This is a genomic window from Burkholderia sp. AU15512 (genome assembly GCF_002223325.1).
GTDB lineage: Bacteria > Pseudomonadota > Gammaproteobacteria > Burkholderiales > Burkholderiaceae > Burkholderia.
The window spans coordinates 321473-346971 of sequence record NZ_NKEX01000006.1 but is presented as its reverse complement, the minus strand read 5'-3'; the positions used below and the strand labels follow the sequence as shown (position 1 = coordinate 346971).

Sequence of the window (25499 nt, the reverse complement as noted above, 5' to 3'; positions counted from 1 at the left end):
CCGCTACGCGCTGAACTCCGCCGCAACCTCGCGCACGGTGTCGAGAAACGCGCCGAGCACCGCGGACGTATCGTCCGCGCGGTAGCGCGCCTGCAGCGACACCTCGAGCGCCGGCGGCAGCAGCGGCACGAACGCGACGCCACCCGTCGAGATCTGCCGCGACGACGCAGGCAGCAGCGCGACGCCCAGCCCTTCACGCACCAGCGACAGCAGCGTGTGCACCTCGACGACCTCGTGCGCGATCCGCGGCGTGAAGCGCGCGTCGACACAGCTCTGCTGCAGGAAGCGCGCCAGTTGCGAATGCCGCAAGCCGAATGACACGAACTGCTCGCCGGCCAGCTCGCCGAGCGCGATCGCGTCGCGCGACGCGAGCGGATGGCCGGACGGCAGCACGGCCACGGCCGTTTCGCGCACCACGATCTCGCTGCGGATCGACGGGTCGTCCTGGAACAGCCGGAAGAAGCACACGTCGAGCCGCTTCTCCTTCAGCGCGTCGATCTGCGCGGCCGGCGTCATCTCGTGCAGCGACCAGTGCACGTGCGGATGGCGTTCGGCGAACACGCGCAACGCACGCGGAATCGGCACGACCATCGCCGAGCTGATGATGCCGACCGCAAGCCGCCCAACTTCACCGCGCCCCGCGCAACGCGTGAGATCAATCGCGCGATCGAACTGCGCGACGATCAGCGGCACCTGCTCCTTCAGTGTTTTCCCTGCCTCGGTCAATTCGACGCGATGCTGCGAGCGCACGAACAGCGCGGTGCCGAGCTGCTCCTCGAGCAGCCGGATCTGCTGGCTCAACGGCGGCTGCGAGATATGGAGCCGCGCGGCCGCGCGCCCGAAATGCAGTTCGTCGGCCAGCACCGCGAAGTAACGCAACACACGCATGTCCATATCGCAAACGTATCAAGAGCGTCAGTAAAAAATATTGTACAGAGCACATTCGGCTGGTGACACTCGGTCCCAAGCAGCAGTGCACGTCGCAGTGTGTCACTCGATGCCGGCGAGGGGAAGGCGCAAAAAAATAATGCGCCTTGCAAAGGGCCGCATGAATCCGACCGACAGGTCGCTTCATCGACGTGCCTGCCCGCGATACGGCAACCGGCCTTTCCGGTTCCTCTCAAGGAGATCGAGTAGATGATCATCGACACCAGCTGTTACCCGACGAATCTCGTCGACCTCGCATGGCGTCACGACGGCCCGCCGTTCACCGGCGAGCGCCTGATCGAGACGATGAACGGCCCGTTCCTCATCAACGGCAAGCCGCGCCGCGTCGACAAGGCGTTCATCCAGCCGCCGCAAGGCAACACCATCTATACGTATACCGACGGCGAGAAGTCGGGCACCGAATCGATCGACGCGTACATGGCGTATACGGTCGAGATGGTGCGCAAGCACCCCGACCGCTTCATCGGCTGCTTCGTCTACAACCCGCGCTGCGGCGTGGAGAACGGCGTGAACGCGATCGATCATTACGTGCGCAAGCTCGGCTTCAAGATGGTGCAGTTCCAGGCCAACATGCATGCGTACCGGCCCGATCGCGCACTCGACTGGCTGCGCCCCGCGCTGAAGAAATGCGCGGAACTCGGCGTGCTCGTGAAGCTGCACACCGGCGACGGCCCGTACAGCATCCCGACCGAGTGGGTGCCGATGATCAAGGAATTCCCGACGGTCAATTTCATCATGGCGCACTTCGGGGTGCAGACGGGCGGCGTCTACTGTTTCGAGCCGTTCCAGCTCGCGATGGACCTGCCGAACGTGTATTGCGAATCGGGCTGGTGCCTGCAGTCGCGGATCGTCGAATTCGCGAAGGTGCTGCCGAAGCACAAGATCCTGTTCGGCTCCGACACGCCGCCGAACGAACCGGGCATGTGGCTGCGGCTGCTTGAAGTGCTGTGCTTCGATCCACCGCAAGGGATGAATCTCGACGAGGACACGCTCGAGGATTACCTCGGCAACAACACCGCGCGAATGATCGGCCTCGAACCGACGCCCGCGCCGCGCACCGTCGACGAAGCGAAAGCGCTGCTCGCCGCCTGACGCTCGCCCCCTCTCTCCCGATTCCGGAGCATTACATGATCATCGATACGCACCTGCACCCGACCAACCTCGTCGACGAGGCGTGGCGCCACACCGGCGAACCGTTCACCGGCGAACGCCTGCTGAAGATGATGGACGGCCCGTACATCATCAACGGCAAGCCGCGCCGCATCGACATGGGCTTCATCCAGCCGCCGCCCGGCAACACCGGCTATCGCGACGGCAACCGCCGCGGCCGTGACGGCATTCGCGACTACATGGCGTATATCGCCGAACTCACGCAGAAATACCCCGACCGCTTCATCGGCAACTTCACGTACAACCCGCGCTGGGGCCCGGAGAACGGCGCGGCGGAGCTCGAATTCCACATCAGGGAGTACGGCTTCAAGATGGTGAAGCTGCACGCGAACATGCACGGCTACCGGCCCGATCGCGCGCTCGACTGGCTGCGCCCCGCGATGAAGGTCTGCGCGAAGTACAACATCGTCGTGCTGATCCACACGGGCGACGGCCCGTACACGATCCCGACGCAGTTCTATCCGATCATCCGCGAGTTTCCGATGGTGAACTTCATCATCGGTCACTTCGGGATCCAGACGGGTGGCAACTACTCGTTCGAAGCGTTCTGGATGGCGATGGATACGCCGAACGTGTACTGCGAATCGGGCTGGTGCTACCAGTCGCGGATCGTCGAGTTCGCCCGCGAGCTGCCGCGCAACAAGATCGTGTTCGGCACCGATTCGCCGCCGAACGAACCCGGCATGTGGCTGCGCGAGCTGGAAATGCTGTGCGGGCCCGCGCCGCAGGGGATGGATCTCGACGAGGACGGCCTCGAGGACTACATGGGCAACAACATCGCCCGCCTCGTCGGCATCGAGCCGACCAAGCCGCCGAAGGATCTCGACGAAGCGCAGAAGCGCCTCACGTCGACCTACCTGTAACGCGCCGGCAGCCGGATCGCGTGTCGCATCGAACACGCGCGCGATCCGGCCTTTCCCCTTCCGCATCCGACGGAGTGCATCATGGCGTCCAGCCTTTTTGCCGAGCAGCAGGATTTTCATCACTTCGCGAACGCCTATCGCGAACGCTTTCCGGACGACGTGCTGACGCTCGCGCAGCCGCTGTCCGCCGACCAGGACGTCACGGCCGTCGTCGCGTCGCTCGCCGCGCGCGGGCGGCACGAGATGCTCGTCTGCGAGCGCGTCGACGGTCTGTCGACACCGCTCGTCACCAACGTATTCGCGTCCCGCACGCGCATCGGCCGGCTGTTCGGCGTCGATGCGAACGGCCTGTTCGATGCGTGGCAGCAGCATGCGAACGCACCCGTCGCGCCGGTCGTCGTGCCGCACGGCCCCGTACTCGATCAGGTAACCGAAGGCGACGCGGTCGATCTCGCGCAGCTGCCGATGATCCGCCACTTCGAAACCGATCGCGGGCCCTACGTGACCAATGCGGTGATCGTCGCCGAAGATCCGGTGACGGGCGTCGCGAACCTCAGCTACCACCGCTCGATGCCGCATGCGCGCAACGCGCTGGCGACGAGCCTGCATTCGCGCGGCCATCTGTGGCGGATGCTGCAGACCGCGAAGGCGCGCGGCGACACGCTCAAGGTCGCGATGGTGATCGGCGCGCATCCGCTGTTCATGCTCGCGGCCGCCGCGCGCGTGCCGTTCGGCGCGGATGAGCGCGCGATTGCCGGCGGACTGTTCGGCGCGCCGCTGCAGCTCGTGCGCACGCCGCGCCACGGCATCGGCGTGCCGGCCGCCGCCGAGTTCGTGCTCGAAGGCACGATCGATCCCGACGCGCATGCGGAAGAAGGCCCGTTCGGCGAATTCACCGGCTACTCGTCGGACCGCTCGACCAACAACGTGCTGCGCATCGACGCGATGATGCGGCGCAAGGATGCATGGCTCGTCGACGTGGTCGGCGGCCCGTACGCGGAGCACCTGACGCTCGCGCGGCTGCCGCGCGAAGCCGAGATGAGCGAAAAGCTGAAGGCGCGCTTTCCTTCCGTCACCGCGATCCACTATCCGAATTCCGGTACGCACTTCCACTGCTATGTCGCGCTGAAGCAGTCGCGCGACGGCGAGGCGCGCCAGATCATGCTCGCGCTGCTCGGCTGGGACCCGTACCTGAAGAACGTCGTCGCGGTCGACAGCGACGTCGACATCACCGACGACGCGCAGGTGCTGTGGGCGATCGCGACGCACTTCCAGCCGCACCGCGACCTGTTCGTCGTCGACGGCCTGCCCGGCAGCCCGCTCGATCCGTCGTCGTCGGCCGACGGCACGACGTCGCGGATGGGGATCGACGCGACGCGCGGCTCGCGTTTCGACGGCGTGCGCGCACGCGTCGGCGACGCCGCGATGCAGCGCGCCGCGCACGTGATCGCGCAACTCGGCGGAGCGTCGCGATGAGCGCGCGGCGGCTCGTGGTCGGCATCAGCGGCGCATCCGGCTTCGTGTACGGAATGCGGCTGCTCGCGCTGCTGCGCGACCTCGACATCGAGACGCACGTGGTCGTGTCGCGCGCCGCCGCGCTGACGATGGCGCACGAGACCGACTTCCGGCTGTCCGACATCACCGCGCTCGCGAGCGTGCTGTACCGCAGCGACGACATCGCGGCGCCGATTTCGAGCGGATCGTTCCGCACGCTCGGGATGATCGTCGCGCCGTGCTCGATGAAGACGCTCGCCGAGATCGCGAGCGGTCTTTCATCCGGCCTGATCTCGCGCGCGGCCGACGTCGTGCTGAAGGAGCGCCGCCGGCTCGTGCTGCTCGCACGCGAGACGCCATACACGCTCACGCACCTGCGCAACATGGCCACCGTCACGGAGATGGGCGCGATCGTCGCGCCGCCGGTGCCGGCGTTCTACGCGCGCCCCGCTTCGCTCGACCAGATGATCGACCACACGCTCGGCCGCGTGCTCGACCTGTTCGACCTCGATTCCCGCACCGTCCATCGCTGGAAAGACAACGCATCACAGCCGAATCCGCAGCCCAACCGACTCAACGGAGATGCATCATGACCCACATCCACACCACCCACAGCGACGTCGAGAAGATTCCGGTCACCGTGCTCACGGGCTTTCTCGGCGCGGGCAAGACCACGCTGCTGAACTACATCCTGCGCGAGAAGCACGGCCGCAAGATCGCGGTGATCGAGAACGAGTTCGGCGAGATCGGCATCGACGGCGGCCTCGTGCTCGAATCGACCGAGGAAATCTACGAGATGACGAACGGCTGCGTGTGCTGCGTCGGCGCGGTGCGCGAGGATCTCGTGCGGATCGTGCGGATGCTCGTCGCGCGCCCCGACCGGCTCGATCACATCATCGTCGAGACGAGCGGCCTCGCCGATCCGTATCCGGTCGCGCAGACCTTCTTCCTCGACGATCCGATCGCGAAGGAAGTCGCGCTCGACGCGGTCGTCACGATGGTCGACGCGAAGCATATCCGCGCGCATCTCGACGATCTGGTGCTCGACGGCCGCGACAACCAGGCGGTCGACCAGATCGTCTGCGCGGACCGGATCGTGATCAACAAGGTCGACCTCGTCGACGCACCGGACGTCGATGCGCTGACCGCTCGGCTGCGTGCGCTGAACACGACGGCCGAGATCGTCACGTCGAGCTACGCGCAGGTCGATCTCGATCGCATCCTCGGCATCGGCGCGAACGAATTCGCGCAGATCCTCGTCGAGAGCGACGGGCTGCAGGCCGATGCGCCGCATGCGGACGAACACGCGCACGAGCATGAGCACGACGACCACGCACATGAAGCCCACGCACACGATGACGATCACGACCACCACGAACACGACGCCAGCGTGTCGTCGGTCGGCATCGAAGTCGACGCGGACGTCGATCTCGACGCGCTCGAAACGTGGCTCGGCGAGCTGCGCCGCGCCGATACCGCGAACCTGTTCCGGATGAAGGGCATCCTGGCCGTGCAGGGCCGCGCGCAGCGCTACGTGCTGCAGGGCGTGCACGGCGTGATCGAGCTGCGCGCCGCTCAAGCCTGGGGGTGCGAGCCGCGCTCGTCACGCATCGTTTTCATCGGCCGCGATCTCGATCGCGCCGCGCTGACCGACCGTTTCCATGCCTGTCTCGCCGCGGCGGTCGCGGCCTGACGGGCACGCCAGGCGGGCGCATCGCGCGCCCGCCCGCAAACGAACCTCAGGAGACTCGCCCATGAACGCTGCTTCACATCCCGTCGATCGGGTCCTGCCGCGCCGCCAGATGCTGACGCTCGGCCTGCAACACATGCTCGTCGCCTATATCGGCGCGATCGCGGTGCCGCTGATCGTCGCATCGGCGCTGAAGATGTCGCCCGCCGATACGACCGTGCTGATCAGCACCGCGCTGTTCTGTTCAGGCATCTCGACGATCCTGCAAACGGTCGGCGTCTGGAAACTCGGCGTGCGCCTGCCGATCCTGCAGGGCGTCGCGTTCAGCAGCGTCGGCCCCGTGATCGCGATCGGCCTGACGCCGGGCGTGGGGTTCGCCGGCGTGTGCGGCGCGGTGATCGGCGCGGGCATCGTCACGACCTTCGCCGCGCCGCTGGTCGGCCGGCTGCGCCGCCTGTTCCCGCCGGTCGTGACCGGCTGCATCGTCACCGTGATCGGGCTGCAGCTGTTTCCGGTCGCGTACCAGTGGGCCGGCGGCGGCGACGCGGCGAAGCTGCAGTTCGGCGAGCTGTCGTTTCTCGCCGTCGCGCTCGTCGTCGCGGTCGTGATCCTCGCGGTCAACCGCTTCGCGAACGCGTTCCTGCGCAACCTGTCGGTGCTGATCGGGCTCGTCGCGGGCAGCCTGCTCGCGATCGCGCTCGGGATGGGCAACTTCACGAACGTCGCCGCCGCGCCGTGGTTCACCGTGCCCTACCCGTTCCACTTCGGCACGCCGGTGTTCGCGATCGTGCCGGTGCTGACGATGGTCGTCGTGATGATCGTGCAGATGGTCGAGTCGATGGGCCTGTTCGTCGCGATCGGCGACATCGTCGAGAAGCAGGTGAGCGAGGAGGACGTCGTGCGCGGGCTGCGGGCGAACGGCGTCGCGAGCGCGATCGCCGGCACGTTCGCCGCGTTCCCGTTCATCGCGTTCATGGAGAACGTCGGGCTCGTGATCCTGACCGGCGTGCGCAGCCGCTGGATCGTCGCGGTCAGCGGCGTGCTGATGTGCGTCGTCGCGCTGGTGCCGAAGATCGGCGCGATCGTCGCGTCGACGCCGTCGGCCGCGCTCGGCGGTGCCGGTATCGCGATGTTCGGCGTGGTGGTCGCCGCCGGCGTGCAGACGCTCGCGAAAGTCGACTTCGAAGGCAACCGCTACAACGTGCTGATCGTCGGCTTCACGATCGCAACCGCGCTGATTCCGGTGATGGCGCCGAAGGTGTTCGCGCACATGCCCGACTGGACGCAGCCGTTCCTGCACAGCGGCGTCGTGCTCGCGTGCCTCGTGTCGGTGCTGCTCAACGCGCTGCTCAACGGTGTGCCGGCGGCCGCCCCCGTTGAATCGCACGTCCACGCCGACGCCGCGCACGGCAGCCCGATGGCGCGCGAGTGCGACTGACGGGCCGCATGCCGCGCGCGGCATCGAGCCCGCGCGGCGCCTGACGAACCACAACCCGACTATCCGTATCCGAGGAGACCCGACCATGAGCGTTCCTTCTTCTTCGCTGCTGATCCGCAACCCGATCGCGGTCATGAGCGGCCGCACCGGCGACGCCGCGCGGTTCGGCCAGGCCGACCTGCGCATCCGCGACGGCCGGATCGACACGATTGCGCCCGATCTCGCACCGCTACCCGGCGAACGCGTGATCGACGCGACCGACTGCGTCGTCTACCCGGGCTGGGTCAACACGCATCACCACCTGTTCCAGAACCTGCTGAAGGCCGTGCCGGCCGGGATCAACGCCGGCCTGCAGGAATGGCTCGCGGCCGTGCCGTATCCGCGCGTCGCGCGCTTCACGCCGGCACTCGCGCGCATCGCCGCACGGCTCGGCTTCGCGGAGCTGCTGCTGTCCGGCGTGACGACCTGCGCCGATCATCACTACCTGTATCACGCGGGCGGCACGACCGAGACCGGCGACCTGCTGTTCGACGAAGCGGCCGCCTTCGGGATGCGCTTCGTATTGTGCCGCGGCGGCGCATTGCAGGCGGCCGGCGATCATCCGGGCTTCGCCGGCACGGCGTTGCAGCCCGAGACGCTCGACCGGATGCTTGCCGACATCGAGCGGCTGAAGGCGCGCTATCACGACGCGGGCACGGCATCGATGCGGCGCGTGGTCGTCGCCCCGACGACACCGACCTTCTCGCTGCCGCCCGACCTGCTGCCCGAAGTCGCGCGCGCCGCGCGCGGGATGGGCCTGCGGCTGCATTCGCACCTGTCGGAGACGACGCGTTACGTCGACTTCTGTCGCGAGCGCTACGGCAAGCTTCCGGTCGAATTCGTCGCCGAACACGAATGGCTCGGTCCCGACGTGTGGTTCGCGCACCTCGTCCATCTCGAGGAGAACGAAATCGCGCTGCTCGCCGAAACGGGCACCGGCTGCTCGCACTGCCCCGTCAGCAACGCGCGGCTCGGCAGCGGCATCGCGCCCGCGCCGCGCATGGCAGCGGCCGGCGTGCCGGTGTCGCTCGGCGTCGACGGTGTCGCGTCGAACGAATCCGGCAGCATGACGCACGAAGCGAATTTCGCCTGGCTCGTACATCGTGCGGCGCACGGTGCGGCGGCCACCACCGCCGAGGAGGTGCTGCACTGGGGCACGCAAGCCGGCGCGCGCGTGCTCGGGCTGAACGCGGTCGGCACGCTGGAAGCGGGCCAGGCCGCCGATCTCGTGCTGTACGACGTGAGCGGGCCGCGCTTCAACGGCTTCCACGATTACGCAATCGCCCCGGTTGCGGCCGGCGAGCCTGCGCCGGTGAAGTACAACGTCGTGAACGGCCGCGTCGTGGTGGACAACGGCGAGATTCCGGGCCTCGACCTGGCCGCGCTGCGCCGCGAGGCCGTCGACGCCGTGCGGCAGTTGCTCGATTGAACGGACGCCCCGCGATGAATCCGCGCATCCGCATCGGCACCTGACGCCGTCGTCGAACACCGCGCTCGAACCGCTGACGACCGCGATCGTCGCCGGGCTGCCGAACGTCAGCGTGCATTTCGCGCGCTTCACCGTGACCGAGATCCGACACGCCCGGCGCCCGAAAGGCGCCGGGCGTGTCTCATCATCGCTTGTCGGCTTCCTCGACGAAAATCTCGAACCACGCGTTCATCACGGCCCAGAAATCCACCGGCTCGAGTTCGGTCGGATTCTCGTGCCACCAGATCCGCCCTGCGTCGCTGCCGTCGCCGGCGCTGTCGCGCAGGTCGAGGCACAGATAGTCGCCGCCGCCATTCTGGAACACCGTCCACACGAGATCAGGATTCACGCCGAGCTGGCGCGTCTCGTCGGGCGTCAGGTCGAGCTTGTCCGTCAGCGCGGTCTGGTCGCCGATCGGCAACGGGCCCATCGAGTTCGCGGGGAAGAACGTCCAGCCGTTGTGCGTGAACTGGTAGAAGCTGCGCAGATCGTCGGGCAATGCGCGCCACAGCGGCATGTCATCCGATACGAGATCGCCGAGCGGCGGATGGCCGATGAAGAAGTTCAGGTCGTCCTGTTCGACCGTGTACGGATAGAGCAGGCACAGATCGTCGCTCTCCTTCTGGAACACGGCGGGGCGCCGCAGCTTCTCCGCGAAGAACTGCTCGACCGCCGGCAAGCGGCCGGCGACGCCCGCCCACATCTTCGCGAGCCAGTTGCCCAGCGCGGCGTCGGGCGTATCCAGCAGCACGCGCCATGCGGTCGGCACCTGCACGTCGGCGGGAATCTCGTTCGCTGCAAGCCAGACCTGGCCGCGCAGCTTGAAGCGCTTCAGTTCGGCCGTGTAAGTCGTTGCGGATAGCTCAATCATTGCCACTCACCCTTGAATTCGTCGTCGACACATTCTACTTGGGCTGATCGCCAAGCAAATCCTTGATCTGCTGCTGCAGCATCGTCCGGTTGTCGGCCTCGCGCTGCATCATCTGCTGCCTGAATCCTTCGTCCACCTTGATGCCGCCCTTCTTGTATTCGGTCCAGTCGGCATAGGACTTCGACCCCTTCGACGTGTTCGCCGTCTCGCTCAGGCCCGTGAAGTTGTCGGGGTTGTTCAGGACCTTGACCTGGTTGTCGAAGGACAGATCCTTGAACCCGGGCATCTCGGTGATCTCCTTCATCGATACGATGTGGTCCGCATGCAGCGGCTTGTCGATCGTCAGGCCCGGCAGCGCGGGATCGTCCATGCCCGGCTCGTAGTTCTCGTTGACCATCTTCTGGATCTTCGAGCTCGGCGTCTTGGCGCGCAGCTGATCGTACAGCGTGCGCGGCACGCCCTTGGTCGTGACGCGGACGTTGCCGCCGTTCGCGCCGAGCGTGTTCGGCTCGATCTCCACCTTGGTGCGGTTCAACACATCGACCGCGTTCTTCGCGGCTTCCGTGTCGGCGCCCTTCGCGCCCAGGCCGAGCAGCGCGAACCCGGCGACGCCGACCATGATGTCGCCGTAGCCGGGGCCCAGCGACTCGCCCCATGAATGGAGCGCATTCAGGCCGACGTTGGCGCCGATCACGGTGCCCGCGAACAGTGCGGTGGCGCCCAGGCCGGCCGCGAGCGCGCCCAGCCCGGCCGCGCCGAGCGCGACGAAGCCGAGCACTTCGAGGGCCGTCTCGAACATCGCTTCCGTGTCGTGAATCTCCACGACGGTGACGGTCTCGCCGCCGACCGTCACGTTGTCGCTCGCCGTCTTGATGGCGGCGCCGCATTCCATCTTCATCGACAGGCGCGCCATCGGCTTGCCGTTGACGGTCACGGTGCGCGACCCCTGCGCGACCAGCAACCGCGTCTGCGGAAAATGATTGAACGGCAGGCCGTTGCATTCGTCCGCATAGTCGACGCCGGCGCGCAGCGCGGAGCGACTGTTGACCGTGACGTTCGGCGATCCCTGATGCAGCATGCCGGTGGTTGGACCGGGCAGGTTGGCCGCTTTCTGGATGCCGCGGACCAGCGCGCCGCCGGCGAGGCCGCCACCCGCCACGCAGCCGCCGATGATCGCGACGAGCGCGAGGCCGCCGGTGGCCGCGGTCGCCGTCACGATGGCCGCCGCGACCACCGCGCCGACCACCGCGCCCGCGATCATGCCGAGCAGCCCGAAGCCATGCCCGATCTCGTCGCCCATGCGGGCCGCGCGCAGGGCGGCCTCGGCACCGCTCATGACGACGCGCCGTCCGGCCGCGCGGCGGCCTGCTGACGCAGGTGCGCTTCGATGTCCTGCAGCGAGACCAGCGGCGGCACCCCCTCCACGGCCGTGACCGCGTCGAGCCGGCGCAGCAGCGGGAGCCCCGAATAGCCCCGGCTGGGCCGCAACTCGTAGCGCCCTTCCGCCTTGAACAACCCCTGGCGGCTGTGCTGGACAATGCTCGGTTCGAGCGGCGAGCCGTCGCTCGCGAAGAACACCCAGTCGTGACCTTCGACTTCGCGCGTGCTGATGCGCTCGCACACCGTGCGCAGATCCGGATAGACGCGCAGCACGCGCGTCCTGGCCGACAGCGCGAACACGTGCGGCAGGCTGTCGTGCGCGGCCGCCGGCGTATCGGCTTCATCCGGCACCGGCGGCATCAGGACGAACGACGCCAGGATCGACGTCCACGCGGGCACGTGCCGCTCGAAATCCTCCACGCGTGCATTGAGCGTGAACACCAGCATCGCGTCGTCGAGCCGGACCATCGCCTGCCGCTGCCGCAGCACCGTCTTGTCGCTGCGCCACTGGTAGTCGAGCATGATGCCCGGCAGTCCGCCGATCGTGACGGCCTCCCGCGCGAGCGGCTTGTAGCCCGGAAACTGGCGCTTGAACGCCGTCTGCTGCACATCCGCGTACGCGCCGGCGTCGTCGAGCGGCGTGTCGTAGTCGCGCGTCACCACGAATGCGACGTCCTTGCGACCGGACGCATCCGGCAAATGGAACACATTCATGGTCTGGTCGCGCCAGCCGTCGGGCAACGTCATGCGCCCCTCGTGCAATCGGTAAGCCGCCATTCCGTTTTTCCTTTTATCGATCCACGCACATGCGTGAGGGGCGCGCGTTACTTCGCCTTCTCGCCGAAACCGACGCTCGACAGGCAATCGGGGTTGCGCTCCGCGAACCCGAACACGAGTTCGCCCCACGGTGTCTCCGAGCGGAACGTCGTCTCCTCGTTCGGCGAGCGGCCCGTCGGCGTACCGGCGATCCGCATCCCGGCGAAATGCGCCTTCACGTCGTCGCGGCCGACGCAACGGCCGGACAGCGTCAACGTCAGCGCACCCTGCGCGCCGCCTTCATTGCTCGTGCGCAGCACGACGCGCTCGATCTGCGTGCCGTCGTCGAGCTTGATCGGCGCGCCATCGTCGTTGCTCCAGAACGTGAAGTATTCGTTGCTCGATTCGCTGCGCGCGAGCTTCGCGTGCAGCAGGTGCTCGACGGGTTCGCGCCGGATCGGCTGATGCGCGCCGATCTGGTCGATCACTTGCCAGAGACTGAGTTGAACGGTTGTGTGCATCTTCTTCGATCCTTGCGAACACGCCGGTGTCACGCCCAGCGACAATGCGAGCAGCAGCGAGGCGGCGATCGCCGCGCCGCGGCCGCGCTTAGTGGGACGGGGGGTAAGTACGGTCATACCAGCTTCCGTAGTACGTTTGATAATTGACATACTGGCCGTTGACGGGCACCGACGCGTATTCGCCCGTGCCATAGACGTGGCCGATGGCGGCCCGTGCCGCGTTCGCGTCGCCGTTCTTCACGAACTGGTTGTACGCGGCATTGTAGGCCGGCGAATTGGCCGGATTGCCGGCGATCTGGATGTCCGGGCCGCCGTGCGCGAGGATTTCGCGCTGCACCTTGATGTTGTTCATCGTCGCCGCGCCTTCGTCCGCCAGTTCGCTGTTGACGTAATTGGTCTTGCTCGATAAATCCGGCGCGCCCGGGTACAGCGCGTGTCCGGTTTCATGCGCGAGCCCCTGGACGACGGCCTGCGGATTGCCGCGGTCGTTGCCGTCGATCACGATCGTCGGCGGCTGGCCGTGCTTGTTCGTGGACGACCCCTGATTCGCCGGACCGTACTGGATATGCCAGCCGTCCTTCTGCAACTTGGCGATGTCGTGTTCGAGCGTCGGCGACTTCGCGGCGAGCTTGTCGACGTCGGCGCCGAGCCCGGTCGCCACGGCTTTCTTCGGCGCGCCTTTCGCCTGCTTTTTCCCGTGCGCCGGCGCAGCAGCGGCTGCCCCGCCGCCACCGCCGCCGCCTCCTCCTCCGCCCCCCCCTGCCGCCGGCGCGGCGGCGTTCGGCTCGGGATCGGTCGGATCGTTCACCGGCACGAGCGGCGGCGCCGCGGGCCCGGTCGCGCCATCGGGATTCAGGTCGACACTTTGTGAGCCCAGCACGACCACGCGCGTGCCGTCGAGCACGATCTGCCCGTCGGCCGACAGCGTGATCTTCGCCTTCCCGCATTCGAGCACGATCGACTGGGAGCCCTTGACGTGCACGTGCTCGGTATCGGATTCGATCTGCACGGGGCCCTTCGCCTTGAGCGCCATATGCTGTTCCTGCGCATGCAGGATCACCGCCGTCTTCGCCGTGTGCTGGATGTGCTCGTCCTGCGACTGCACGGAAATCGCCTTGCGCACGATGCTCGCGTGCTGGCCCTGCGTGACGACGTTGGTCTGGTTCGGGCCGTTCACGACCGTCACGTGATTGTTCTGGACCGTCGTGGCCATATCCTTCTGGCTGTGGATATTGACCAGTTCCTCGCCTTTCTTGTCGTGGATCACGACTTCGCAGAACCCGCCGCCGCCGGGCGTGGAGTTGCTGTGAAAACCCATCTGGTGCGCGCCGTCGGGCAGGCCGTAGGGCGGCGTCTGTTCCGCGTTGAACATGCGGCCGACGATGATCGGCCGGTCGGGATCGCCGTTGAGGAAATCGACGATGACCTCCTGGTTCACGCGCGGAATCGCAACGGTGCCCCAGCCGCGCCCTGCCCACGGCTGCGACACGCGGATCCAGCAGGAGCTGTCCTGGTCGTTCTTGCCGTAGCGATCCCACGGGAACTGCACCTTGATCCGGCCCATGCCGTCGGTATGAATCTCCTGCCCCTTCGGGCCCACCACGATCGCGCTCTGCGGGCCGGGCATCACCGGCTTGTCATGTTGCCGCACCGGACGATACGGAATCTTGCTGCGGATCAGCGTCAGTTCGTTGCGGAAACTGCCGGGCTGCGCCGAGGCATCGTCGAAGTTGTTCTTCGCGTCGATCCGGATCCCGACGACCAGGAACGTGTTGTCGTCCTGCTTGGCCGGGTCGAACCAGAAGTGCCCGTCGATCTTGAACTTGCGGCCGACCGTGAGCCCGCGGCAACCGGATTCGCCGCGAAATACCTTGGCCTGCCACTCGTACACCTCGAGCCGGCGCTTGGCTTCCGCCTCGCCCGCGCGGGTGTCCTTGTAGGCGAATGCCGAACTGCCGTCGTACACCTCGAGCTTCGGTGCATTGCCCTGATCGGCCAGCGTCGGCAGTTCGACGTAAGGCCGGCCCTTCGGGTGCTTGTAGTCGAACGTATGCAGCGCCACCACGCCGGGCTGGGTTTCGCGGCTCGCCGATAGCGCGGTCAGGCGGTCCGCCTGCTGCACGCCGCTCGCCGCGTTGTAGGTCACGACGGGATCGTGCGCCTGGTCGGGACAGGACGCCGAATCGTCGGCGATCACGAGCGTGTGGCCGTCCTGCCGGTATTCGAAGTAGTAGAACAGCCCGTGCCGCTCGAGCAGCCGGCTGACGAAATTCAGGTCGCTTTCCTGGAACTGGACGACGTAATCCTCGGGCTTCAGTTCCTGCTTGATGTGCGTCTGGTAATCGACCAGCGCGCCATAATCGGCGAAGACCTTGCGCAGCACGTCGAGCACCGTGACCTGCTGATAGATCCGGCTGTTGACCCGCTTGCCGAGATACCAGAGCCACGGTGCCAGGTCGCCGCGATAGTGCGCGATGCCGCCGTCGTTGCGCTCGAAGCCGAACCGGACCAGATAGCCGTGAATCTGCCGCTCCGATCCGTCCTGGAGCGTGATGTTCACGGCGACCGCCTGGTTCAGCACGTCCTTGAGGTCGATCGACGGATTCTGCGTGATCAGGTCGAGCGTGTAGCCGGGCATTTCGGACAGCGCGTCGCCGCCGGTGATCGCCGCGATCGACAGCGCGCGGTTGCCGGTCAGCGACGACTGGAAACGCAGCAGGCGCGTCGTCTCGCTGAACGGCAACGACGCGGCAGAGGCGCCGGGCTGCGCGGCCGTCTGGCCCGGAACGAAGAATTGCGGTGCGGAAGCGAGATCGGAAAGCGGCTGCCCGGCGAGCGGGTGATCGTCGACAGCCGGCGGCGCGTCGGCAGCCGCCATCGGCATCGCCGAGGCGCCCGCGCCGCGCATGCCGGCCATCGCGCCGGAAGCGAGTTGCCCGGCAAGCGGATTCAGCATGCCGGCCGCCGGTGCGGCCATCGACGCCGCAATCTGCGCCGGATTCCCGCCGGCGGCCAGGGCCTGCATGACGGCCGATGCGGTCGGCGCGATCTTGCCGACGACGGGATTCGCCGCCGCGGCCATTTGCATCGCGCCCGACTGCAGCGCGCCGGCAAGCGGGGACGATCCCGCGGACTCGGCCAATCCGGCGATTCCTGGCAACTCTTTCATGGGCCCTCTCGCTTTCTTTTCTGATTGCCGCGACGCAGGCGACGCGGCATTACTACATGTCGATGTCCGAAATATTAATTTCCGAATGCATCTTCGACGGAATGCGATTCGCGGCTTTCAGGCAATCAATGCAATCGCATTCGCCAGCAGGCAAACATTCGAGAAAATCGGCATTTTCTCCCACGCTTATGTCTTTTTCTTGGCGGGGATCGGCTGTCTCTCACGACAAGCGGCGCCATCATAACGGCCCGTCTCGGGCGAGTCCATACCTTTCAATTAAGTAGTCCCCTCGAATTCCGGCAGCCAGCTGATTATGCAGCCGACCTTCATTTCACGGGACGGGTAACTTTGACATTTCCGCGATGCAGCACGGGATAATTTACCGATACGGTAAATAACCACAAGTCGGCAATTCAAAAACAAATGAGTCCCGGCGAATCGCACCGCAACGCGGTTTTCCGGCATGGTCAGTCATTCCGAAATGACTGGAGCCGCACACCTGTCGATCACGCAATCGACTTTCGCTGGCGTATTGCGCGCCCGCATGAGATTGACGCATTTCCGGACGAAACGCCAACGGATTGTCGCCGGCGAGCGAACGTGTCGCTTCGTGGCATGACGCACATGAAACCCGATGCGCGCCCAACCGTCGGGCATCGCGCGACGCACCCGTGCGCTCCGGAGGTATCCTCGGGTTCTGAACGGACCATGCATCTTCACGCAAGCGGTCCATCCGCTAACCCTACTCTGTCACCGTCATCCATGGATTTCGACGTCATCGTTCTCGGCGCAGGCATCGTCGGCGTCTCCGCGGCACTCCACCTGCAGGATCGCGGGCGCAAGGTCGCCCTCGCCGATCGCGGCGCGCCCGGCGAAGGCACGAGCTTCGGCAACGCGGGGCTGATCGAGCGCTCGTCGGTCGAACCGTATCCGTTCCCGCGCAGCCCGTTCACGCTGATGCGCTATGCGCTGAACCGCTCGACCGATCTCTACTGGCACAGCGCGTCGCTGCCCGCATTCGCGCCCTGGCTCGCGCGTTTCTGGTGGGAATCGGCGCCGCTGCGTCACGCGGCGGCGTCGCGCGACATGCTGCCGCTGATCGAGCGCTGCATCGTCGAGCACGACGCGCTGATCGCGCGGGCCGGCGCCGGCGAGCTCATCCGCGCGAACGGCTGGCTGGAAGCGTTCCGCACGCCCGCCGCATTCGAACGCGGCGTGACCGAGGCCGGACTCACCGCGCGCCGTCACGGGCTCGGCATCACGCCGCTCGATGCCGCCGCGCTGCGCGCGCACGAACCGAGCCTCGCGCCCGGCTTCTGCGGCGCGCTGCACTGGCTCGATCCGAAAAGCGTCGTCGACCCGTCCGCGCTCGTCAAAGCGTACGCGCAACTCTTCGTGCAGGGCGGCGGCACGCTGCTGACGGGCGACGCCGCGAGCCTCGACGCGCTGTCGCCGGGCTGGCAGGTCAGGACGCAGGACGGCATGGCGGCCGCGCCGGCCGTGGTCGTCGCGCTCGGCCCGTGGTCCGACACGGTGTTCGGCAAGTTCGGCTACACGATCCCGCTGCGCGAAAAGCGCGGCTATCACATGCACTACGCACCTTCCACGCGCGGCGTGCCGTCGGCGCCGATCGTCGATCGCGAATACGGTTACGTGATCGCGCCGATGAAGCGCGGGCTGCGGCTGACGACCGGCGTCGAGATCGCGCGGCGCGGCGTGCCGCCCACCGGCGTGCAGCTCGAGCGCGCGGAACGCGTCGCGCGGCCCGTGTTCGGTTTCGGCGAGCGGCTCGACCCGCAACCGTGGCTCGGCTTCCGGCCGTGCACGCCCGACATGCGCCCGGTGATCGGCCCCGCGCCCGCGCATCGCGGGCTGTGGTTCGCGTTCGGCCACAACCATCACGGGCTGACGCTCGGCCCCGTCACCGGCCGCCTGCTGGCCGAGATGATGACGGGCGAAGCGCCGTTCACCGATCCGGCGCCGTATCGCGCGGATCGCTTCTGAACGGGCAGCCGGCCATGCTTCGACGCGCGCTCAATCGAGCGCGCGGCCGAAGATGCGGATCACTTCGTCGAGATGCTCGGCCATCGCGCGACGCGCGGCGTCCGGGTCGCGTGCGCGGATCGCATCGAGGATCGCGCGGTGTTCGAGTTCCGACCGGTGCGGCATGTCGTTCGGCATGTACAGCGACTGCAGCCGCTGGAACATCAGGTCGTACTTGTGCGCGAGCAACTGCTTGATCATCAGCGCATACGCGGCGTTGTCGCTCGCCTCCGCGATGCGGATATGAAACAGCCGGTCGCCCGGATGCGTGAGCGAGCCACTGAGGTTGTCTGCCTGGTTGCGCAGGAACGCCTCGTGGATCCCTTCGATCTGCTCGTCCGAGCCGTGCTTCGCGGCCAGCGACGCCGCTTCCGGCTCGATCAGCCGGCGCGCCTGCAGCAACGCGAACGGCGGGATTTCGGTATCGAGGTCGAGTGCGATGCCGAGTTCGGGATCGATCTCGACGATCGTGAACGGCGCGGCCTTCTCCGCAGGGACAGGCGCGGGTTCAGGCGGGGCGGCCGTTTCGGGATGGCGCACCTTCACGCCGTCGCCGACGCGCACGCTCACGAGTCCGCTCACTTCGAGCGCGATCAGTGCCTCGCGCACCGAGGTGCGCGACACGCCGAACTGTTCGGCCAGTTCGCGCTCGGGCGGCAGGTAGCTGCCCGGCGGAAAATCGCCGGACTCGATCATCGCACTGAGCTTGTCGGCGATCTGCTGGTAGAGGCGGCGGTTCTGAATCGGCTGGATGGACATACGTCGGGACTGGTGATCGGTTTCGTTCCGGACGGCCGCGCGCGCATCGCACGCAACCGTTTGCGCATATTCTAAAGGTTCGGCCCCGAGCATCGGGCGCAGCATCGATGCGACCGCAACCATCGACACACCGCGGCACCCTTCGTCATTCGTCCGACGAAGTCACGCCCCAACGGGCATGCCCGCGCGCTCACGTCGGCACCGCATAGCAACGCGCGGCAGTGCCGCCCCACAGCGCGGTGCGCTCGGCCGCCGACAGCCGCGATTCGGCCCAGCGCTCGATGATCGACGCCACTTCGTCATACGACGCCGCGAGCAAGCACACGGGCCAGTCCGACCCGAACATCAGCCGCTGCGGGCCGAACGCGTCGAGCGCCGCGTCGAGACACTGCTCGATGCGCCGGACGTCCTTCCCGCGCAGCCCGCGCTTCCAGTCGGCCTCGGTCACGAGCCCCGACAGCTTGCACACGACATGCGGCAGCGCGCCCAGCTCGCGCAACGCGGCGCGCCAGCGCGCGAGCGCCGTGTCGTCGCGCTCGAAGTCGGCGAGTGCGGGCTTGCCGACGTGATCGAGCACGAGCCAGTGCGCGTCGTGCCGCGCACAAAACGCCCACACGTCGCGCAACTGGCGCTCGAACACGAGCACGTCGTACACGTAGCCGTTCGCCTGCAGCCACGCGATGCCGCGGTTGAAGCCCGGCTCCGCGACGAACGCGCCGGCATCGGCTTCGTCCTGCACCTGGTGGCGAAAGCCGCGCAGCTTCGGGCTGCGCCATTCTGCAATGCGATCCGCGAGCTGCGGCGCGGCGAGATCCTCCCAGCCGACCACCGCCGCGATGCGCGCATCGTCGCGCGCGAGATCGAGCAGGAATGCCGTCTCGTCGCGCCCGGCGCGCGCCTGCACCGCGATCGACGCGCCGAGCGCCTGCGCGTGCATCAGCGGCCACAGCGCATCGGGCAGGTAGTCGCGCGCGAGCACGCCCATGCCGGGGCCGATCCACGGGTAATCGGCGGCGCGGTAGCGCCAGAAGTGCTGATGCGAATCGATACGCACTGCGCCCATGATGCCCTCGTGTCCGGTCGCCGCGGCGGCGTCGCGCGCCACCGCCGCGCGACGCAACGTTCAGTCGTACAACACCGCCGCGATCTTCGGATCGTCGATATTGGTCTTGTCGTACCAATAGAAACCGGTATCGATGACCTTCGGCAGCTTCTCGCCCTTGATCGCCTTCACGGCCGCCTCGACCGTCTTGTAGCCGATCCCGATCGGATTCTGCGTGATCGCGCCGGCCATCAGCCCGCTGCGGATCGCGTCCTTCTGCTGCTTGCCGGAATCGTACCCGACGATCACGACCTTGCGCTTCATCTCGCGCACGCCGTTGACCACGCCGATCGCCGAGCCTTCGTTGGTGCCGAACAGCCCCTTGAGCTTCGGATACGCCTGCAGGATCGACTTCGTCACCTCGGTCGACTTCAGCTGGTCGCCTTCGCCGTACTGCACGGTCACGACCCGCACCTTCGGGTGCGCCGACTTCATCCGTTCGAGGAAGCCGTCGCGGCGGTCGATGCCGGTGCGGCTCGTCTGGTCGTGCGCGACCACGGCCACCTCGCCCTCGTCGCCGATCAGCGCGGCGAGCTTGTCGGCGGCGAGCGACGCGGCGGCCTTGTTGTTGGTCGCGGCCGTCGTCACCGGGATGTCGCTGTCCACGCCCGAGTCGAACGCGATCACCGGGATCTTCTCGGCCTGCGCCTTCTTGAGCAGCGGCAGCGCGGCCTTGCTGTCGAGCGCCGCGAAGCCGAGCGCGGCCGGCTTCTTCGCGATCGCGGCCGACAGCATGTCGATCTGCTTGTCGACCATCGCCTCGGTCTCCGGCCCTTCGAACGTCACCTTCACCTTGTAGTCCTTCGCGGCCTGCGTCGCGCCCGCTTTCACGGCCTGCCAGAACTGATGCTGGAAGCCCTTCGAGATCAGCGGGATGTAGGTTTCCTGCGCCTGCGCGCCGGCCGTGACGCCGACGGCGAACGTCAGCCCGACGATCGCGTTCAACACCTTGCTCCTGATCACTTCGCGTCTCCTTTTTTCGTATCGACTCAACCGACTGGAACGACTGGGACGCCGGCCGGAACCGGCGATGAAGCACCTGCCTGCGTGAATGCGACCGTCAGCGGCGCCGCCGGCGCAGGATATCGACGTAGACGGCGAGAATGATGATCACGCCCGTCACGACCGTCTGCCATTCCTGCGCGACCGACATGATGCGCAGGCCGTTCGTCAGCACGCTCATGATGAACGCGCCGATGATCGTGCCGACGATGCTGCCCGCGCCGCCCGACAGCGACGTGCCGCCGATCACGACGGCCGCGATCGCATCGAGCTCGTAGCCCTGCCCGAGCGCCGGCTGCGCGGAATTCAGCCGCGACGCGATCAAGAGCCCTGCGATCCCGCACACCGCGCCGCTGAACGTGTAGACCGCGATCTTCCACGCGTCGACGTTCACGCCCGACAGCCGCAGCGCTTCCTCGTTGCTGCCGAGCGCGAAGGTGTAGCGGCCGAAGATCGTGCGGTTCAGCACGATCGACGCGCCGATCGCGACGAGGAACAGGATCAGCACCGCGTTCGGAATCGGCAGCGCGGGAATCAGATTGCCGATCAATGAATCCTGCGCGATCGACGTGAAGCCCGGCGTGTCGTTGAAGTAGATCGGCCGCGTGCCCGAGATCACGAGCGACAGCCCCTTGAGCAGCATCATCATGCCGAGCGTCGCGATGAACGGCGGCACCTTCATCTTCGCGATCACGAAGCCCGATACGCTGCCCGACAACGCGCCGAAACACAGCGCGGCCAGGATCCCGAGCGGCAGCGGCATCCCCCATTTCGTCAGCACGACGCCGGCCATCACTGCGCAGAACGTCATCAGCGTGCCGACCGACAGGTCGATGCCCGACGTGATGATCACGTAGGTACAGGCGACGGCCAGCACGCCGTTCACCGCGGTGGCCTGCAGGATCGCGACGAGGTTGTCGACTTCGAGGAAGTTCGGCGACGCGACGCTGAAGAACACGATCAGCAGCACGAGGCTCGCGAACGCGAGCAGCTTCTGCCGCGCGGCCGGATTGAAGAAGCGCGACTTCACGCTCGATGCGCCGGCCGGCGTGTCGCCGGACGCGAGGGGCGGAACGGGATGCGTATCGTTGGACATGATCGGGTAAGCGTCTCGGCGTCTGATTCAGGACAATACGGTCGACTCGCGCTGTGTCGCGAGCTGCATGATCTTTTCCTGCGTGGCGTCGGCCGCGCGCAATTCGCCGGTCACGCGCCCTTCGCACATCACGAGAATCCGGTGGCTCATGCGCAGCACCTCGGGCAACTCCGACGAGATCATCACGATCGCCTTGCCGTCGGCGGCGAGCGCGTCGAGCAGCTTGTAGATCTCGCTTTTCGCGCCGACGTCGATGCCGCGCGTCGGTTCGTCGAAGAACAGGATGTCGCAGTCGCGCAGCAGCCACTTCGCGATCACGATCTTCTGCTGGTTGCCGCCCGACAGCAGCCGCGCCGGCTGCGCGACCGACGGCGTGCGGATCGCGAGCTGCCGCACGTACGACTGCGCGGTGTCGCGCAGCGCACGCGCATCGAGAAACACGCCGCGGCGCACGAAGCGGCGCATGCTCGACAGCGCGATGTTGTTCTGCACGTCCATCCCGACCGCGAGCCCGAAATGCTTGCGATCCTCGGACAGGTAGCCGATGCCGTGCTTCACCGCATCGGCCGGCGTGCGGATCGTCACGGGCTTGCCATGCACGCGGATCTCGCCCGCATCGACCGGGTCCGCGCCGAACACCGCGCGCGCGACCTCGGTGCGGCCCGCGCCCATCAACCCGGCGAAGCCGAGAATCTCGCCGCGCCGCAGCGTGAAGCCGACATCGCGGATCGCGCGGCCGCGCGACAGCCCGCGCACTTCGAGCGCGACGTCGTTCGCGGACGTATCGGGCGGCGTGCGGAATTCGGTCGCGAGCTGACGGCCGACCATCATCGCGATGATCGTGTCCATCGACGTGTCCGCCATCGGCACGGTCGCCACGTACTTGCCGTCGCGCATCACGGTCACGCGATCGGCGATCTGGCGCAGCTCGTCCATCTTGTGCGAGATGTAGACGATGCCGACACCATGCGCGCGCAGGTCGCCGATGATGCGGAACAGCTCGGCGATCTCCGCGTTGTTGAGCGCAGCGGTCGGCTCGTCCATGATCAGCACGCGCGAGTCGAACGACAGCGCCTTCGCGATCTCGACCATCTGCTGCTTGGCCACCGTCAGCCGGCCGACCGGCGTACGCGGGTCGAGATCGAGCCGCATCCGCGCGAAGATCGCGGCCGCGTCGCGATTCAGCTTGTCTTCGTCGACGAACACGCCGAAGCGGCCGCGCGGCTCGCGGCCGATGAAGATGTTCTGCGCGACGCTCAGGTGGTTCATCAGGTTCAGTTCCTGATGGATGATGCCGATCCCGAGCGCCTGCGCGGCGCGCGGATCGGCGATCTCCACCGCGCGGCCGTCCATCCGGATCTCGCCTTCGTCGCGCGGGTAGACGCCCGCCAGGATCTTCATCAGCGTCGACTTGCCGGCGCCGTTCTCGCCCATCAGCGCATGCACTTCGCCGGCACGCAGGTCGAAATGGCAGTCGTCGAGCGCCTGCACGCCGGGAAAGCGCTTGCCGATGCCGGTCAATGCGATCAATGGTGGCGCGGCGTTCGGAGTCGGGTCAGGTTGCATGGATCGACGCCCTCAGCTGATCGCACGGTCGAGATGCGTATAGCCGCCGTCGACGAACAGCCACTGGCCCGTCGTATGCGAGGCACGTTCCGACAGCAGGAACACGGCCGTATCGGCGATTTCGTCGGCCGTCGTGAAGCGTTGGCCGAGCGGCACCTTGCCCGCGATGCCGGCCAGCTTCGCGTCGGGGTCGTCGAAGCCGGCGAGCCAGTTCCGATACAGCGGCGTCATCACCTCGGCCGGAATCACCGCGTTCACGCGCACGCCGTCGTCGCGCAATGCGACGGCCCATTCGCGCGTCAACGCGAGCTGCGCGCCCTTCGACGCGCAATAGCCGCTCGTGTTGCCCTGCCCGGTGACGGCCGTCTTCGACGAGATATTGACGATCGCGCCGTGCGACGCCTTCAGATGCGGCACGCAGTAGTGCGCCATCACGTAGTAGTGGATCAGGTTGCGTTCGAGCGACGCGACGAATGCGTCGCGCCCGGCATCGAGCCCGATGTTGTCGTTGACGCCCGCGTTGTTGACCAGGCCGTCGAGTCGACCGAAGCGCGTGACCGTTTCCGCAACGGCATCGCGGCACCGCGCATCGTCCTGCAATTCGACCGTGAAGCACGCGGCCTGCGGCTGCTTCTGCACGACGGCGCGCCAGAACGCATCGTCGGGCGCGTGGCGCGCGAACACCACCGGAATCGCGCCTTCCTCGGCCAGCCGCATCGAAATCGCGGCGCCGATGCCCGACGCGCCGCCGGTCACGATCACGACCTTGTGTTGCAGATTCAAATCCACTTCGCGTCTCCGTCGTTCATGTTGTCGGCACGCTCGACGCGTGTCAGCCGCGGAACCGGTACTGCTCCAGCGATTCGGGCTTCATCTCGATCGAGAAACCGGGCGCCGTCGGCGGCATGTAGGCCGCGCCGCGCACCACGCACGGTTCGACGAAATGCTCGTGCAGGTGATCGACGTACTCCGTCACGCGCCCTTCCTTCGTGCCGGCAATGCAGACGTAATCGATCATCGACAGATGCTGCACGTACTCGCACAACCCGACGCCGCCCGCATGCGGGCACACGGGCAGCCCGTACTTCGCGGCCATCAGCATCACCGCGAGAATCTCGTTCACGCCGCCGAGCCGGCACGCATCGATCTGCACGACGTCGATCGCGCCGCGCGCGATGAACTGCTTGAACAGCACGCGGTTCTGGCACATCTCGCCGGTCGCGACCTGCACGGGCGCGATCGCCTCGCGGATCTTGCGATGCCCTTCGACGTCGTCGGGGCTGGTCGGCTCCTCGATGAACCACGGCCGCGCGAACGCCAGCTCGCGCACCCAGTCGATCGCCTCGTCCACTTCCCACACCTGGTTCGCGTCGATCATCAGCTTGCGGTCCGGGCCGATCACCTCGCGCGCGATCGTCACGCGGCGGATGTCGTCCTCCAGGTTCGCGCCGACCTTCAGCTTCACGTACTCGAACCCGGCGTCGACGGCTTCGCGGCACAGCCGCCGCAGCTTGTCGTCGCTGTAGCCGAGCCAGCCGGCCGACGTCGTGTAGCACGGGTAGCCGTCGCGCTCGAGCAGTGCGATCCGGTCGGCCTTGGCCGGCGCCTGCCGGCGCAGCAGGTCGAGCGCTTCGTCCGGCGTCAGGCAGTCGGTCAGGTAGCGGAAGTCGATCGCGCGCACCAGTTCCTCGGGGCGCATGTCGGCCACGAGCCGCCACAGCGGCTTGCGTTCGGCTTTCGCCCACAGATCCCACACCGCGTTGACGACCGCGCCCGTCGCCAGGTGGATCGCGCCCTTGTCGGGGCCGATCCAGCGCAGCTGGCTGTCCGACGTCACGTGCCGCCAGAAGCGGCCCATGTCTTCGCGAATCCAGTCGAGGTCGAGGCCGACGACGAGGTGCCGCATCGCGTCGATCGCCGCGCAGCAGATTTCGTTGCCGCGCCCGATGGTGAACGTGAGCCCGTGACCTTCGAGCCCGTCTTGGTCGGTTTCGAGCACGACGTAGGCCGCCGAATAATCGGGGTCCGGATTCATCGCATCGGAGCCGTCGAGCTGGCGCGAGGTCGGGAAGCGCACGTCGAGGACGCGCATCGATCGAATGATAGGCATGACGAACCGTCCGT

General features: G+C 67.1%; 22 protein-coding genes and 1 pseudogene. 10 read left to right on the top strand and 13 right to left on the bottom strand.

Annotated elements, in window-relative coordinates:
• Nucleotides 1-3 precede the first annotated feature (3 nt).
• Nucleotides 4-894 carry a LysR substrate-binding domain-containing protein gene (locus tag CFB43_RS20885; protein ID WP_089441835.1) on the bottom strand — a complete coding sequence of 297 codons (891 nt, stop codon included), beginning with the start codon at nt 892-894 and terminating at the stop codon, nt 4-6.
• Between the two features lie 243 nt (nt 895-1137).
• Between CFB43_RS20885 and CFB43_RS20880 the strand changes: the two genes are divergently transcribed.
• The 8 genes and pseudogenes from CFB43_RS20880 to CFB43_RS38880 form a co-directional block, all read left to right on the top strand.
• Nucleotides 1138-2040, top strand: coding sequence for an amidohydrolase family protein (locus CFB43_RS20880; protein WP_011354246.1), 903 nt, complete (start codon nt 1138-1140; stop codon nt 2038-2040).
• A 35-nt stretch (nt 2041-2075) separates the two neighbouring features.
• Nucleotides 2076-2981 carry an amidohydrolase family protein gene (locus CFB43_RS20875; protein WP_059239348.1) on the top strand — a complete coding sequence of 302 codons (906 nt, stop codon included), beginning with the start codon at nt 2076-2078 and terminating at the stop codon, nt 2979-2981.
• 81 nt (nt 2982-3062) lie between these two features.
• Complete coding sequence (locus CFB43_RS20870) at nt 3063-4457, top strand: UbiD family decarboxylase (RefSeq protein ID WP_089496395.1); 1395 nt, start codon at nt 3063-3065, stop codon at nt 4455-4457.
• Nucleotides 4454-5068 carry a UbiX family flavin prenyltransferase gene (locus tag CFB43_RS20865; protein ID WP_089475404.1) on the top strand — a complete coding sequence of 205 codons (615 nt, stop codon included), beginning with the start codon at nt 4454-4456 and terminating at the stop codon, nt 5066-5068. The genes CFB43_RS20870 and CFB43_RS20865 overlap by 4 nt, the downstream gene beginning before the upstream one ends.
• Entirely contained in the window at nt 5065-6168 is a 1104-nt protein-coding gene (locus tag CFB43_RS20860; RefSeq protein ID WP_089496394.1) for a CobW family GTP-binding protein, read from the top strand. Before CFB43_RS20865 ends, CFB43_RS20860 begins: the two co-directional genes overlap by 4 nt.
• A gap of 61 nt (nt 6169-6229) precedes the next feature.
• Nucleotides 6230-7603, top strand: coding sequence for a nucleobase:cation symporter-2 family protein (locus tag CFB43_RS20855; protein ID WP_089496393.1), 1374 nt, complete (start codon nt 6230-6232; stop codon nt 7601-7603).
• Nucleotides 7604-7688: 85 nt separating this feature from the next.
• Nucleotides 7689-9071 carry an amidohydrolase family protein gene (locus CFB43_RS20850; RefSeq protein ID WP_089496392.1) on the top strand — a complete coding sequence of 461 codons (1383 nt, stop codon included), beginning with the start codon at nt 7689-7691 and terminating at the stop codon, nt 9069-9071.
• A 14-nt stretch (nt 9072-9085) separates the two neighbouring features.
• Nucleotides 9086-9216: pseudogene (locus CFB43_RS38880) on the top strand (Asp/Glu/hydantoin racemase); the annotation flags it as partial.
• Nucleotides 9217-9255: 39 nt separating this feature from the next.
• Here the strand turns inward: CFB43_RS38880 and CFB43_RS20845 are convergent.
• The 5 genes from CFB43_RS20845 to CFB43_RS20825 form a co-directional block, all read right to left on the bottom strand.
• On the bottom strand, nt 9256-9981 hold the full coding sequence (locus tag CFB43_RS20845) for an SMI1/KNR4 family protein (RefSeq protein ID WP_089496391.1): 726 nt from the start codon (nt 9979-9981) through the stop codon (nt 9256-9258).
• A 34-nt stretch (nt 9982-10015) separates the two neighbouring features.
• The gene (locus CFB43_RS20840; protein WP_089496390.1) at nt 10016-11317 is read right to left on the bottom strand and encodes a PAAR domain-containing protein; all 1302 of its coding nucleotides are present in this window, start codon (nt 11315-11317) and stop codon (nt 10016-10018) included.
• Entirely contained in the window at nt 11314-12108 is a 795-nt protein-coding gene (locus tag CFB43_RS20835) for a DUF1795 domain-containing protein (protein ID WP_179254876.1), read from the bottom strand. The genes CFB43_RS20840 and CFB43_RS20835 overlap by 4 nt, the downstream gene beginning before the upstream one ends.
• Before the next feature lie 77 nt (nt 12109-12185).
• Nucleotides 12186-12638: a hypothetical protein gene (locus CFB43_RS20830; protein ID WP_089496388.1), complete on the bottom strand. Its 453-nt coding sequence runs from the start codon at nt 12636-12638 to the stop codon at nt 12186-12188.
• Between the two features lie 88 nt (nt 12639-12726).
• Nucleotides 12727-15594, bottom strand: a complete 2868-nt coding sequence (locus CFB43_RS20825) for a type VI secretion system Vgr family protein (RefSeq protein ID WP_179254875.1) — start codon at nt 15592-15594, stop codon at nt 12727-12729.
• Here CFB43_RS20825 and CFB43_RS38450 point away from each other — a divergent pair.
• Entirely contained in the window at nt 15593-16051 is a 459-nt protein-coding gene (locus CFB43_RS38450) for a hypothetical protein (RefSeq protein WP_174973743.1), read from the top strand. The genes CFB43_RS20825 and CFB43_RS38450 overlap by 2 nt on opposite strands.
• A 518-nt stretch (nt 16052-16569) precedes the next feature.
• Entirely contained in the window at nt 16570-17811 is a 1242-nt protein-coding gene (locus tag CFB43_RS20820) for an NAD(P)/FAD-dependent oxidoreductase (RefSeq protein WP_089496386.1), read from the top strand.
• 30 nt (nt 17812-17841) lie between these two features.
• Here the strand turns inward: CFB43_RS20820 and CFB43_RS20815 are convergent, their stop codons facing one another.
• The 7 genes from CFB43_RS20815 to CFB43_RS20785 form a co-directional block, all read right to left on the bottom strand.
• A complete protein-coding gene (locus CFB43_RS20815) occupies nt 17842-18609 on the bottom strand; it encodes a FadR/GntR family transcriptional regulator (RefSeq protein WP_089498089.1) in 768 nt (255 codons plus the stop codon).
• 190 nt (nt 18610-18799) lie between these two features.
• A complete protein-coding gene (locus CFB43_RS20810; RefSeq protein ID WP_089498088.1) occupies nt 18800-19672 on the bottom strand; it encodes an amidohydrolase family protein in 873 nt (290 codons plus the stop codon).
• Between the two features lie 60 nt (nt 19673-19732).
• The gene (locus CFB43_RS20805; protein ID WP_089496385.1) at nt 19733-20674 is read right to left on the bottom strand and encodes an ABC transporter substrate-binding protein; all 942 of its coding nucleotides are present in this window, start codon (nt 20672-20674) and stop codon (nt 19733-19735) included.
• Between the two features lie 97 nt (nt 20675-20771).
• Nucleotides 20772-21809: an ABC transporter permease gene (locus CFB43_RS20800; RefSeq protein ID WP_089496384.1), complete on the bottom strand. Its 1038-nt coding sequence runs from the start codon at nt 21807-21809 to the stop codon at nt 20772-20774.
• Nucleotides 21810-21836: 27 nt separating this feature from the next.
• On the bottom strand, nt 21837-23375 hold the full coding sequence (locus CFB43_RS20795; protein ID WP_089496383.1) for a sugar ABC transporter ATP-binding protein: 1539 nt from the start codon (nt 23373-23375) through the stop codon (nt 21837-21839).
• 12 nt (nt 23376-23387) lie between these two features.
• Nucleotides 23388-24164 carry an SDR family oxidoreductase gene (locus tag CFB43_RS20790; RefSeq protein WP_089496382.1) on the bottom strand — a complete coding sequence of 259 codons (777 nt, stop codon included), beginning with the start codon at nt 24162-24164 and terminating at the stop codon, nt 23388-23390.
• Between the two features lie 43 nt (nt 24165-24207).
• Entirely contained in the window at nt 24208-25485 is a 1278-nt protein-coding gene (locus CFB43_RS20785; protein ID WP_089496381.1) for an L-fuconate dehydratase, read from the bottom strand.
• Nucleotides 25486-25499: the final 14 nt, after the last annotated feature.

What these genes read in the sequence shown, in the direction of transcription:
- CFB43_RS20830 (WP_089496388.1), bottom strand. Translation starts at nt 12,638, where the DNA reads ATGCACACAACCGTTCAACTCAGTCTCTGGCAAGTGATCGACCAGATC.
- CFB43_RS20795 (WP_089496383.1), bottom strand. Translation starts at nt 23,375, where the DNA reads ATGCAACCTGACCCGACTCCGAACGCCGCGCCACCATTGATCGCATTG.
- CFB43_RS20855 (WP_089496393.1), top strand. Translation starts at nt 6,230, where the DNA reads ATGAACGCTGCTTCACATCCCGTCGATCGGGTCCTGCCGCGCCGCCAG.
- CFB43_RS20815 (WP_089498089.1), bottom strand. Translation starts at nt 18,609, where the DNA reads ATGTCCATCCAGCCGATTCAGAACCGCCGCCTCTACCAGCAGATCGCC.
- CFB43_RS20870 (WP_089496395.1), top strand. Translation starts at nt 3,063, where the DNA reads ATGGCGTCCAGCCTTTTTGCCGAGCAGCAGGATTTTCATCACTTCGCG.
- CFB43_RS20860 (WP_089496394.1), top strand. Translation starts at nt 5,065, where the DNA reads ATGACCCACATCCACACCACCCACAGCGACGTCGAGAAGATTCCGGTC.
- CFB43_RS20845 (WP_089496391.1), bottom strand. Translation starts at nt 9,981, where the DNA reads ATGATTGAGCTATCCGCAACGACTTACACGGCCGAACTGAAGCGCTTC.
- CFB43_RS20785 (WP_089496381.1), bottom strand. Translation starts at nt 25,485, where the DNA reads ATGCCTATCATTCGATCGATGCGCGTCCTCGACGTGCGCTTCCCGACC.
- CFB43_RS20835 (WP_179254876.1), bottom strand. Translation starts at nt 12,108, where the DNA reads ATGACGTTGCCCGACGGCTGGCGCGACCAGACCATGAATGTGTTCCAT.
- CFB43_RS20810 (WP_089498088.1), bottom strand. Translation starts at nt 19,672, where the DNA reads ATGGGCGCAGTGCGTATCGATTCGCATCAGCACTTCTGGCGCTACCGC.
- CFB43_RS20850 (WP_089496392.1), top strand. Translation starts at nt 7,689, where the DNA reads ATGAGCGTTCCTTCTTCTTCGCTGCTGATCCGCAACCCGATCGCGGTC.
- CFB43_RS20825 (WP_179254875.1), bottom strand. Translation starts at nt 15,594, where the DNA reads ATGCTGAATCCGCTTGCCGGGCAACTCGCTTCCGGCGCGATGGCCGGC.
- CFB43_RS20840 (WP_089496390.1), bottom strand. Translation starts at nt 11,317, where the DNA reads ATGAGCGGTGCCGAGGCCGCCCTGCGCGCGGCCCGCATGGGCGACGAG.
- CFB43_RS20885 (WP_089441835.1), bottom strand. Translation starts at nt 894, where the DNA reads ATGGACATGCGTGTGTTGCGTTACTTCGCGGTGCTGGCCGACGAACTG.
- CFB43_RS20800 (WP_089496384.1), bottom strand. Translation starts at nt 21,809, where the DNA reads ATGTCCAACGATACGCATCCCGTTCCGCCCCTCGCGTCCGGCGACACG.
- CFB43_RS20865 (WP_089475404.1), top strand. Translation starts at nt 4,454, where the DNA reads ATGAGCGCGCGGCGGCTCGTGGTCGGCATCAGCGGCGCATCCGGCTTC.
- CFB43_RS20880 (WP_011354246.1), top strand. Translation starts at nt 1,138, where the DNA reads ATGATCATCGACACCAGCTGTTACCCGACGAATCTCGTCGACCTCGCA.
- CFB43_RS38450 (WP_174973743.1), top strand. Translation starts at nt 15,593, where the DNA reads ATGCCGGCCGCCGGTGCGGCCATCGACGCCGCAATCTGCGCCGGATTC.
- CFB43_RS20820 (WP_089496386.1), top strand. Translation starts at nt 16,570, where the DNA reads ATGGATTTCGACGTCATCGTTCTCGGCGCAGGCATCGTCGGCGTCTCC.
- CFB43_RS20875 (WP_059239348.1), top strand. Translation starts at nt 2,076, where the DNA reads ATGATCATCGATACGCACCTGCACCCGACCAACCTCGTCGACGAGGCG.